Below are 11,833 nucleotides of genomic sequence, written 5' to 3'. Positions count from 1 at the left end.
TTAACTTACTGTTTAGATTGTTTATTACGAAAACAAAAAGCCCCGAGAGACAAAAATCGCTCGGGGACCAATGAATTGTAACAATTGACGATTACCAATATGGTCTAATCGAGAAGACCAAACGTCATCTTATTTTGCGGCAACGACTTCACCACAAGTGATCATCAGTTGATCGCGTAGCCAAATGTGGCCTTTATCTTTTTCACTTGATTCATGCCAGCTTAAGAATCCGCTGATTTCTTTGTTCGCAAATGGGAAATCAAGAATTTGCAGTTGATCGCTGTTTACCGCATTTTCCGCCATCCAACGTGGTGCAATAGTCACAAGCTCAGATTGACCCACCACGTATAGTAGGTTGCTTAAACTAGAACCTTCATACGCCGCTTGGCAATCCAGTTCACGGTACGCTTGCTCTGAGAAACTACGTTGGCCATGCACTTTCGATAACTTCGCATGCTTTTCGTTAAGCAGTTGCTCAGCCGTCACACCACCTTGAATGCGTGGGTGTGTTTTTGATGCGATAACCACTAATTCATCTTTGAAGATTTCAGTACTTGAGAAACCTTGCTCATCAAAACGAGCGTAGTCGATCACGAAATCAATTTCTTGGTAGCGCATACGCTCAGACAACAAACGGTCAAATTCTGCATCTAGGTGAAGCTGAACGTTTGGTGCTTGTTGATTCACTTTTGCCATGATCTTCGGAGCAAAACGCATGTCGCAAGGGCTGCAAATCGCAAGCTTGAATAAGCGAGTCGAAGATTCTGGCTGGAATACGGAGCTAGGAAGTTCATTGCGAATCAGCTGCAGTGCTTGGCGAATAGGACCAAACAGTTGACGTGCTCGTTGCGTAGGCTGAATACCACGGCCTTGGCGCATGAATAGCTCGTCGTTAAACATCACTTTTAAGCGTGCCACGGCGTTACTTACCGCCGGTTGAGACATGCCTAGGTTATGTGCTGCACGAGTAATATTTTGCTCTTGCATTACAGCATCAAATACAGTCAGTAGGTTTAAATCTACACCACGCAAAGTGCTTTCCATACGGTAGCTAGCAATTGCGCTCATCGCGTCTTTCTTCTCTAACATTGAGTGCGCCTCTTTTGTAATCGTCAACTTTGTTCATTAAATTCATAACGAATAGAATCCCATCTCGCACAAAAGACGGCGGCTGGATTCGAATCATTTTACGAATAGATAACCTAACTTTTTATTATATTTATCGTCCGGATACTTCCGACTCGAACTGTACTATCAACTAATCGATTGTGGTTTCGCAACTAGATTGATATTTAATCAGTAAATTTTAGCCAATTAGGTATTTATTTATTAAATAACAAAGACTTGATAAAAACATAAAAAACTATAAAACACGTAAAAATGCATTCTTTGAGGACGTATTTAGCAAATTGATAGGACAGGCGGTCAACACAAGCATGCATTTAGCTCAGTTATTAGTTGGAATAAGAACAACAGATGACAGCTATATCTCTGATTGAATTTTGCACTTATCAGTCAAATTATCAGCAAATACACACTGAATAGAAATGAGAGAGGAAGAATAAAAATGCAGCCTTCTAAACAGAAAGGCTGCAACAAAATCGTGTCAAAAATGGAAGGAACAGTGTACTGAACAACGTACTTAAATGTTCGACACGTAACTTGGAAAATCAACCTGCTCCCACAGTTGTCTGGATAACTCTGCTTTTGAATCCCATGCACCTTGCAGTACCCAATGAACAATAGCCTGAGCAACATCTGGGTATTTCACACTTTCGGCTTGTTGCTCCTTTAGCCACTGGCGTACTGCGGAAATGTCTAAGCTCTCCATCGACATCGCAAGCCCTAAATCTTCTAAGGTCGCAACATTGCTCTGCTGCTCGAATTGACCCGCGAGTGGCTTTAGTAACAATTTTTTCCCCAAAGACAAGGCTTCTGAAGGAAGCTCAAACCCACCATTAGCAATGACACCACTACAGCGATGCAAATGATGCTGGAAGTTGCTGTGGCATAAAGGGCGCAGTTCTATGTTTTCTACCTGCTCACATTCGATCACATCCGGGTGATAACAGATAAACGCTTGTTGATTAAAGTGGAACAATAAGTCTGAGATATCTTCAATCGATTCGAACGGTAAATACACCAACACGAAGTCGTCGTTTTCTGCTTGGCTATCGACGGTATGCACTATCGGTGGTAACAAAGGTTGATCAAAATGATGCCAATGCAAACCAAGGTGATGTTGAGAAGGCGCAAAGTATTCAATGACGGATTTATCTAACCAACTTGCTCCCTTTAGTGGCACCGGATAACGGAAAGCATTTTGGTGGCTGATACCAATAGAAGGCTTATTTTGTTGTCTCGCTGCCCACGCAGTCACAGGTTCGAAATCATTAATGATAAGATCGTAGGACGACAGATCGAGTTGCTTAACTTCTTTGAAAAACTGCACCAAATTGTTATTCAATGCTGTTTTCGCGTAGTTTACAGAGCCTTTTTCGGTAATAAAGGTGAAGCCTCGGCGAGTCTGGTAATCGCCAAATGCTTCCATTGAAAAGTATTTTTCCGGCGCTCGCCCAGAAAACAAAAAGTCGACCTCAACATCGTGCTCTTTAAACGCATGACTCATCGCCCTTGCGCGTGCAATATGTCCGTTTCCTGTCCCTTGAACACCGTACAAGATTTTCATCAATTAGCCTCCTAACATCGCAATCGCTAATCCACCACAAAGACTGCCAAGCAGTGCACCAATGATGACATCGGTAAAAAAGTGCACACCCAATAAGATTCGCGCGGTTCCGATTAAACTTGCCCAAAAGAATGCAGCAACGCCTAGGCTCGGATAGAAATGGTCAATCAGCGTCGCCATGACAAACGCAGCGGCAGTGTGTCCTGAAGGAAGACTGTAGCGATCAGAGGGGGTAATAAAAGCAGGAAGGAGTGCACTAAGCTCTTCAGGGCGACGACGCTTAAAACTATTTTTCAGCGTCCAATAAATTGGTAGCTCGATAGCAAAAGCAAGTAAACCCGCCAGTAAAAACCAGACTCCTTGCTCCTTATCTAAATACCAAGCTAATAACCCCAACACCAAGTAAAGATGCCCGTCACCACTGTGGGAAACTCCTTTACTGATATTGGCGACTTGTTGATTAAAACGGTGCTTAAGACAAACACTAGAGAGCGCTAAATCAAACTTAGCAATGGTTGCAATTGGCTGTGTAATTGTCTCTATGGTTCGCATGTGACCTTTCCTTACTTTGACAACGCCTTTGTGTGAAAAGTAGGAGGTTTAGGTGACAACAGCATGACGGGAGTTTGGACAATTAATGACAAAGGCCAAATTAAGGTGTGCCCAACGATTTATCTATTGGGCATAACCATAAAAATAGAACATTAAGAAGGGTTTGATGGTTGCGGTTGAGGGGTGTCTATATACCAGACTTTTCTCTTCTTGCGGCAGGCGCGCAAAGAGCCCGTCGTCATGTCGCCATCTTTTGTAAGCTCATAGCTCAGTGAGCGGCAAGTATAGTTTCCCGACAGTTCATGCTCTATACTCGTTTGCTCCGTTTTACTCGAGTTAGGCTCTAGTAGAGGGTTAGGCTGAGTAGATAAAATGTCACGATTTATCACATTGCTGCGCGCATAATCCTTATGGACATAACCTTTTATCACTCCTTTCTGTTCAACGAGAAACCAAGGTTGATCAACCACTTTTGCTAGCACATTAAAGACTTCCCCTTTCGATAATACGCCAAGCTTTGCCCCTTCAAGACTCGGTTTGGAGCGTAGGTTTAATGTGGTCTTAGAGCGGTAAGAGACATCCATAAACTCTACTGGGTTTGAGGTATCGACACCTTCAGTGGTTGGTCGGAAAACTTCCGCTTGCTGTTTCTCACTAGGCTGGACACGGATCTTCCACCAAGAATACGTTTCCGGATCTTTACCTTTAAACTTATTTCGGCTGTCAGACTCAAGGGCAACAAGCATCTGATTCAAGAACGATTCGCGTCCTTCATAACTCAAAAATCGATCCATTTGATCATTGATGACCATGACGCTCTGTGAGTGATTATTCATAACAACGGGGGAAGCCACTTCCACATAGGTCTGCGATTGAAACAGCTGACAACCCGACAAGCTGACCAGAGTAAATACTATGGCTGAACGTCCAAATTGTTTTGTTAACCTCATTCTTTCCCTAACCCTTATATTTCTTTTACCTAGTGCAACTGCACTACTATAAATGGTCATTCAAAACTTTTGCCAAACAATTCGGACCTTTGTGTGACAAGTCGCAATCCCGATGCTTGTTTTGGTAATGAAACGTCGCAAACTTGATGAGAACTTACTTCTTCTAGCACGTTTCTATCGCATCATGCCGTTTCACTTAGTGCATCATTTTTCTCAAGCAAACGAAAAGACTCATCCGATATGAATAAAAAATCGACTTTAGGGTTGACGCGCTTCATGGAGTGCGGTACTAATTTGTTAACTTAATTATGTGGAAAGCTTAACAACTATGTCAGCTCATTTTTCTATCCTGCTTAGCCTCCTCCTGATCGTGACCAGTTCGCGCGGGTAGGCTGTGGAAGAAAAATAACCACACCAATTTCTAAGAACCCGCATGAGAATGCGGGTTTTTTTATATCTAAATACTGGAAGTAAACGATTCACTTGCGCGAAAGTGCAGAAATCAGGAAGGAAGCAAACATGAACGATCAGGTCATTATATTCGACACCACATTGCGTGATGGCGAGCAAGCGTTGTCAGCAAGCTTGACGGTTAAAGAAAAACTGCAGATTGCCTATGCGCTGGAAAGACTCGGCGTTGATGTTATCGAAGCTGGCTTCCCAATCTCTTCACCAGGTGATTTCGAGTCTGTACAAACCATCGCAAAAAACATAAAAAACAGTCGAGTTTGTGCCCTTTCGCGTGCCGTTGCGAAAGACATTGATGCTGCCGCTGAAGCCTTAAAAGTGGCTGACCAATTCCGTATCCACACGTTTTTAGCCACTTCCACCATTCACGTAGAAGACAAACTACGCCGCAGCTACGACGATGTACTAGAAATGGCAGTCAACGCCGTTAAACATGCACGTAACTACACTGATGATGTCGAGTTTTCTTGTGAAGATGCTGGTCGTACTCCAATCGACAACCTATGTCGCATGGTAGAAGCCGCCATCAATGCAGGTGCGAGTACAATCAACATTCCAGATACCGTTGGCTACACCGTACCAAGTGAGTTTGGTGGGATTATTGAAACCCTATTTAACCGCGTTCCGAACATTGATAAAGCGATCATCTCCGTTCACTGTCACGACGATTTGGGGATGTCAGTTGCCAACTCTATTGCCGCCGTTCAAGCTGGCGCACGTCAGATAGAAGGCACGATCAATGGCATTGGAGAGCGAGCGGGTAACTGTTCACTTGAAGAGATCGCAATGATCATCAAGACTCGTCAAGAGTTTTTGGGCGTTCACACTGGCATTAAGCATGATGAAATTCACCGCACCAGTAAGTTGGTTAGCCAGCTATGCAATATGCCTATTCAAAGCAACAAAGCAATTGTGGGTGCAAATGCGTTTAGCCACTCTTCAGGCATCCACCAAGATGGCATGTTGAAGAATAAGAATACCTACGAAATCATGACCCCTGAGTCTATTGGCCTAAAAAACCAAGCTCTGAACCTAACCAGCCGCAGCGGTCGCGCTGCCGTGAAGAGCCATATGGATACCATGGGTTACAACGAAGACGAGTACAACCTAGACGCGCTGTATGCGGATTTCTTGAAACTTGCTGATCGCAAAGGCCAAGTGTTCGATTACGACCTAGAAGCCCTAATGCACTTCTCGAACTTGCGTGAAGAAGATGACTTCTACAAATTGAGCTACCTAAGCGTGCAGTCTGGCAGCGTAATGGCTACCACCAGCATCAAAATGCAATGCGGTGATGAAGAAATGTGTGAAGCAGCGGTCGGTAATGGCCCAGTTGATGCGCTATACCAATGTATCTACCGCGTGACAGGCTACGACATCGTTCTGGATAAATTCGACCTAACCGCGAAAGGTGAAGGTGAAGATGGTTTGGGTCAAGCAGACATCATTGCCAACTACAAAGGTCGCAAATACCACGGTACGGGTGTTTCCACCGACATCGTTGAGGCTTCCGGCCAAGCATTATTGCACGTTATTAACAGCATTCATCGTGCAGATAAAATCGAAGAAATGAAGCAGAAAAAGATTGCGACTGTGTAATAACAACCGGGCTACACGGCTCAGGAAAGAACACGCTCGTTGAATTAATTAAGCTCAAAATTAGAAAACTTAAAGGATTAACATGACAGACAAATCGTACAAAATTGCCGTCCTACCCGGTGACGGCATTGGCCCGGAAGTAATGGCGCAGGCACATAAAGTATTGGATGCAATCGAAAAGAAACATGGTATTGCGTTTGAGCGTGACGAGCATGATGTCGGTGGTATCGCGATCGACAACCACGGTTGCCCACTTCCAGAGAGCACAATGAAAGCATGTGAAGAGTCTGATGCAGTCCTATTCGGCTCGGTTGGCGGCCCTAAGTGGGAGCACTTACCACCAAACGACCAACCTGAACGTGGTGCCCTACTTCCACTACGCAAACACTTCCAACTGTTCTGTAACTTACGTCCAGCGCAAATTCACTCAGGTCTTGAAGCTTTCTCACCGCTACGTGCAGACATCTCGGGTCGCGGCTTTGACATCGTGGTAGTCCGTGAACTGACGGGTGGTATCTACTTCGGCCAACCGAAAGGTCGTGAAGGTGAAGGCGCAACAGAAAAAGCATTTGATACTGAGGTGTACCACCGCTTTGAGATCGAACGTATTGCAAAAATCGCTTTTGACTCTGCTCGTCTACGTCGCAAGAAAGTGTGCTCTATCGACAAAGCGAACGTTCTACAAAGCTCTATCTTATGGCGTGAAGTAGTCGAAGAAATCGCAAAAGACTACCCAGATGTCGAGTTGTCACACATGTACATTGATAACGCGACTATGCAGCTTATCAAAGACCCTGCTCAGTTCGACGTAATGCTGTGTTCAAACATCTTCGGCGACATCATTTCTGATGAATGTGCGATGATCACAGGCTCTATGGGTATGTTGCCATCAGCAAGTCTAAACGAAAGCAAATTCGGTCTGTACGAGCCAGCAGGTGGCAGTGCACCAGATATCGCAGGTAAGAACATCGCTAACCCTGTGGCACAAATCCTGTCTGCGGCACTGATGCTACGTTATAGCCTAGGTGAGGAAACGGCGGCACAAGACATCGAAACGGCAGTTTCAAAAGCGCTATCAGCGGGAGAACTAACGGGTGACCTTGCTGGTGACAACCCAGCACTTTCGACGTCTGAGATGGGCGATAAGATCGCTGAGTACGTCTTAAACTCTTAATACAAAACAGATTCATAATAAATACTAAATCCTCGGTCAACCAATGGCTTTCCTCTAAGTCATTGGTGCAATAGCAAGGCAGCAAGCCCATTTATATTAAGGCGTTTAGTTCGCTAAATAAGCTAAATAACTGGATAAACGGGTGTCGCTAACGCAGTTATTGCGGCAACGGCGATGAGGAAAGGAAGCAAACAATGGGCAAAACATTATACGAAAAAGTCTACGACGCACACGTTGCCGTCGCAGCAGAAGGGGAAAACCCAATCTTGTACATCGACCGTCACTTGGTACACGAAGTGACGTCTCCGCAAGCATTTGACGGCTTGCGTGAAAAAGGTCGTAAAGTGCGTCAGGTCAGCAAAACTTTTGCCACCATGGACCACAACGTTTCGACAACCACCAAAGACATCAACGCATCGGGTGAGATGGCTCGTATCCAGATGGAAACGCTATCGAAAAACTGTGAAGAGTTTGGCGTTACGCTTTACGACATCAACCATAAATACCAAGGTATTGTGCATGTTATGGGCCCAGAGCTTGGTATTACCCTACCGGGCATGACCATTGTTTGTGGTGACTCGCACACGGCTACACACGGTGCATTCGGCTCTCTCGCTTTTGGTATTGGTACATCAGAAGTTGAGCACGTATTAGCAACTCAAACGCTAAAACAAGCGCGCGCCAAAACGATGAAGATCGAAGTAAAAGGCAAAGTGGCTCCGGGTATCACGGCGAAAGATATCGTGCTAGCAATCATCGGTGAAACGACAGCAGCAGGCGGTACAGGCTACGTAGTTGAATTCTGTGGTGAAGCGATCACTGACCTTTCAATGGAAGGCCGCATGACCGTATGTAACATGGCGATAGAGCTAGGTGCGAAAGCCGGTTTGATTGCGCCAGATGAAACCACGTTCGAATACATCAAAGGCCGTAAATTCTCACCTCAAGGTGCCGACTTTGATGCAGCAGTAGAATACTGGAAGACATTAAAAACGGACGATGATGCTCAATTTGATGCGGTTGTGACGCTAAACGCTGCAGACATTAAACCACAAGTCACTTGGGGTACTAACCCAGGCCAAGTTATCGCAGTAGACCAGCCGATCCCAGCACCAGAAAGCTTTGCCGACCCAGTAGAAAAGGCATCGGCAGAAAAAGCATTGGCTTACATGGGCCTAGAGGCAGGCAAGTCATTGTCTGATTACAACGTTGATAAAGTCTTCGTTGGTTCTTGTACTAACTCACGTATCGAAGACATGCGCGCAGCCGCTGAAGTAGCGAAAGGTCGCAAAGTCGCGCCTCACGTTCAAGCGCTAATCGTTCCTGGCTCTGAGCAAGTAAAAGCGCAAGTAGAAGCGGAAGGCTTGGACGTTATCTTTAAAGAAGCGGGCTTTGAGTGGCGCCTACCAGGTTGCTCGATGTGTCTAGCAATGAACAATGACCGTTTGGGCCCACATGAACGTTGTGCGTCTACTTCAAACCGTAACTTTGAAGGCCGCCAAGGTCGTGATGGCCGTACCCACCTAGTGAGCCCTGCGATGGCAGCGGCAGCAGCAATTGCTGGTCACTTTGTAGATATTCGTGAACTAGACTAAGGAGCAAACCAATGTCAGGCTTTAAACAACACACAGGCTTAGTTGTTCCTCTAGATGCAGCGAACGTTGATACTGATGCCATCATTCCAAAGCAGTTCCTACAAAAGGTCTCCCGCCTAGGGTTTGGTAAGCACCTATTCCATGACTGGCGCTTCCTAGACGATGCTGGCGAACAGCCAAATCCAGAGTTCGTGATGAACGCACCTCGCTACCAAGGCGCGTCTATCTTGCTGGCTCGTGAAAACTTCGGCTGTGGCTCATCTCGTGAGCACGCACCGTGGGCACTAGCGGATTACGGCATCAAAGCGATGATCGCACCAAGCTTTGCCGATATTTTTTACGGCAACTCGATCAACAACCAAATGGTGCCAGTTCGTTTGACTGAACAAGAAGTGGATGAAATCTTCCAGTTTGTTGAGGCAAATGAAGGTGCAGAAGTCGAGGTCGACCTAGAAGCGAATGTCGTTCGTGCCAACGGCAAAGAATATGGTTTTGAAATCGATTCGTTCCGTCGTCATTGCTTGCTAAACGGTTTGGACAACATTGGCCTAACCCTTCAACACGAAGATAAGATTGCTGAGTACGAAGCGAATATTCCAAGCTTCTTGCGTTAAGACGCGTTAGTAAATACACAAATCAAGGGCTGGCAATTGTCGGCCCTTGATTTGTTTTGGGTGACTGATCTCATATCGCTTTGCTTACGGAATGCCGAACGCCTCTGTTGAAATTCGTCATCCTGAACAGCGACGAAGGAGCGTGATTCAGGATCGACTACCAGAGCGCACTGTACAGATTCATACTGTCTTTACTCAAGAGTTTGTGGATATTAGATTCCTGATATCGCTTATGCTCCTCGGAATGACAGCGAATAAAGGCCACTGATTACTGAAAGAAAACAAGCACTAAACTGGTCTACACTATCAACAATATCTCATTCAAAGGTATCTCTATGAAGCGTCTGTTATTGCTGTTGTGTGCTCTGGTTTCTTTCTCGACATTGTCCGCGCCTAAATCCGACTTATGGCCATATTGGAAACAATCGAATCAAGCCAACCAAACCCAAATTTCTCATCAAGAATGGCAACAACTGCTCGATACTTATTTAGTTGAACAAGGCGAGAATACCTTGTTTCGTTATAGCCAAGTCTCCTCTGTCGATAAAACTAAGCTGAAACAATACATCCAGCGTTTGGCAAAACTAGACCCTCTACAATACAACCAAGCAGAGCAATATGCCTATTGGGTAAACCTTTACAACGCCATCACGGTAGATCTTATTTTGGATAACTATCCAGTCGAATCAATCACCAAGCTAGGTGGTTTATTTAGCTTTGGTCCTTGGGGAGACGATGTGGTCGTGGTCAATGGGAAGGATCTAACTTTAAACGATATTGAACATCGAATTTTGCGTCCAATTTGGAATGACCCAAGAACGCATTACGCGGTTAACTGTGCCAGCCTAGGATGCCCTAATCTGCAATCTCAAGCATTCACTGCTGGCAACACGCAAGCTCTACTGGATAGTGCCGCCAAAACATTTATCAACAGCAGCAAAGGCGTATCTATCCAAGGTAACACGGCACAGCTGTCTTCTATTTATGATTGGTTTGCAACGGACTTTGGTGGAGAAAAACAAATCTTCAAACACATCGCAAAGTACGCACCGCAATACAAAAACTTCTCTGGCAAAGTGAAATACGAATACGATTGGGACTTGAATCAAGCCAACTAAACTGGGGGATGTGAGGTCAATTAGCATTAGGGACATAATAGGCCAAAAGCTAAAGACACCGGCAACTCAAAGACTAAGACATGAAAAAAAAGGGCACTGAGTGCCCTTTTTTACATCCAAATGTTTGATAGAAAACGTCCGACTACTTAAAGCCTTTAACCTTCTTAATAAGATCGTAAGCGTTTTGAATCTCTTGAGATTTCTCTTTCGCGACGTTCATCATCTCTGGTGGTAAACCTTTAGCCATCAATTTGTCCGGGTGATGCTCGTTCATCAGTTTACGATAAGTACGCTTAACGGTTTTACTGTCTGCATCTGAAGACACATCCAGAATTTTGTACGCGTCGGCCAACTGATCCGCTTGTGAAGCTTGTTGCCAGCTACCACCTGAAGATTGGCCTTGATGCTGACCATGAAAACCGCCCTGGCTTTGGAAACGAAATGCGGCTTCTTGCATTTGCAAACGACGCTCTAATTGCTCAGAAGAGAAACCCAAACCACGTGCAATCTTGTGTAGTACATTTCGTTCACTCGGGTGGATCGAGCCATCTGCAAAGGCCGCCGAGATTTGCAGCTCTAAGAAAAATTGCAACAAGTCAAAGCGACCAGCTGTCGAAATTTTCACACGAACAAGAACATCTTCTAACGGAAAGTCGCTGTCTTTACCTTCACGAAACGCGTCTTGCGCTGCGCGACGCTGTTCGCCATGCAAATTCATGCGGTCCATCATGGCTGAAGCCAGTTGGATTTCCTCTTTGGTGACTTGGCCTTTCGCTTTTGCCACATGTCCCATTACCGCAAACGCCGCTTTAAAAAACTCTTCTTGGCGCTGAGCTTGACTTGGCCCTTTTCCAAAGCCGCCAGTAGAGAACCCGGCTTGACTCAAGCGACGTGCTTTATCGAATTGATGGCCAATAAATAAGCCAAAGAGTAAACCTAGCGGCCCGCCAAGTAACAAGCCAAAAAAGGCACCCAGAATTTTGCCAAAAATATGCATTATGTGTTCTCTATCAATGAATTTTTATCGACGACGGCGGTCTTATAGTGCCGGATGCAACGATTTCCTTTATGATA

At 45.2% G+C, this 11,833-nt stretch carries 10 protein-coding genes; 5 read left to right on the top strand and 5 right to left on the bottom strand.

All coding sequences use genetic code 11. The annotated features are described in order from the left end of the window. Positions 1-129: 129 nt before the first annotated feature. The 4 genes from calR to R7035_RS06490 all read right to left on the bottom strand — a co-directional run bounded on the left by calR (position 130) and on the right by R7035_RS06490 (position 4,191). Positions 130-1,089: a LysR family transcriptional regulator CalR gene (gene calR / locus R7035_RS06505; RefSeq protein WP_005379693.1), complete on the bottom strand. Its 960-nt coding sequence runs from the start codon at positions 1,087-1,089 to the stop codon at positions 130-132. Positions 1,090-1,642: 553 nt separating this feature from the next. Then, positions 1,643-2,689 carry an MJ1255/VC2487 family glycosyltransferase gene (locus R7035_RS06500; RefSeq protein ID WP_005379691.1) on the bottom strand — a complete coding sequence of 349 codons (1,047 nt, stop codon included), beginning with the start codon at positions 2,687-2,689 and terminating at the stop codon, positions 1,643-1,645. A gap of 3 nt (positions 2,690-2,692) precedes the next feature. Beyond that, entirely contained in the window at positions 2,693-3,241 is a 549-nt protein-coding gene (locus tag R7035_RS06495) for a phosphatase PAP2 family protein (RefSeq protein WP_005379690.1), read from the bottom strand. 152 nt (positions 3,242-3,393) lie between these two features. Then, positions 3,394-4,191: an SH3 domain-containing protein gene (locus tag R7035_RS06490; RefSeq protein WP_238970177.1), complete on the bottom strand. Its 798-nt coding sequence runs from the start codon at positions 4,189-4,191 to the stop codon at positions 3,394-3,396. 519 nt (positions 4,192-4,710) lie between these two features. Between R7035_RS06490 and leuA the strand changes: the two genes are divergently transcribed. The 5 genes from leuA to R7035_RS06465 all read left to right on the top strand — a co-directional run bounded on the left by leuA (position 4,711) and on the right by R7035_RS06465 (position 10,759). After that, positions 4,711-6,258 (top strand): 2-isopropylmalate synthase, encoded by a 1,548-nt coding sequence (gene leuA, locus R7035_RS06485; protein ID WP_005379685.1) that lies wholly within the window; start codon positions 4,711-4,713, stop codon positions 6,256-6,258. Positions 6,259-6,340: 82 nt separating this feature from the next. Continuing rightward, positions 6,341-7,432 carry a 3-isopropylmalate dehydrogenase gene (gene leuB, locus R7035_RS06480; protein WP_318146026.1) on the top strand — a complete coding sequence of 364 codons (1,092 nt, stop codon included), beginning with the start codon at positions 6,341-6,343 and terminating at the stop codon, positions 7,430-7,432. 194 nt (positions 7,433-7,626) lie between these two features. Beyond that, a complete protein-coding gene (gene leuC / locus R7035_RS06475) occupies positions 7,627-9,027 on the top strand; it encodes a 3-isopropylmalate dehydratase large subunit (protein WP_318146025.1) in 1,401 nt (466 codons plus the stop codon). 11 nt (positions 9,028-9,038) lie between these two features. Continuing rightward, positions 9,039-9,641, top strand: coding sequence for a 3-isopropylmalate dehydratase small subunit (gene leuD / locus R7035_RS06470; RefSeq protein WP_005383071.1), 603 nt, complete (start codon positions 9,039-9,041; stop codon positions 9,639-9,641). Positions 9,642-9,976: 335 nt separating this feature from the next. Beyond that, positions 9,977-10,759: a DUF547 domain-containing protein gene (locus R7035_RS06465; protein WP_017820269.1), complete on the top strand. Its 783-nt coding sequence runs from the start codon at positions 9,977-9,979 to the stop codon at positions 10,757-10,759. Between the two features lie 142 nt (positions 10,760-10,901). Here the strand turns inward: R7035_RS06465 and djlA are convergent, their stop codons facing one another. Next, positions 10,902-11,756, bottom strand: a complete 855-nt coding sequence (djlA, locus tag R7035_RS06460) for a co-chaperone DjlA (protein WP_017820270.1) — start codon at positions 11,754-11,756, stop codon at positions 10,902-10,904. Positions 11,757-11,833: the final 77 nt, after the last annotated feature.

The organism is Vibrio sp. 1731 (assembly GCF_033339955.1).
Lineage (GTDB): Bacteria > Pseudomonadota > Gammaproteobacteria > Enterobacterales > Vibrionaceae > Vibrio > Vibrio alginolyticus.
This window is presented reverse-complemented; position numbering and strand designations above follow the sequence as displayed.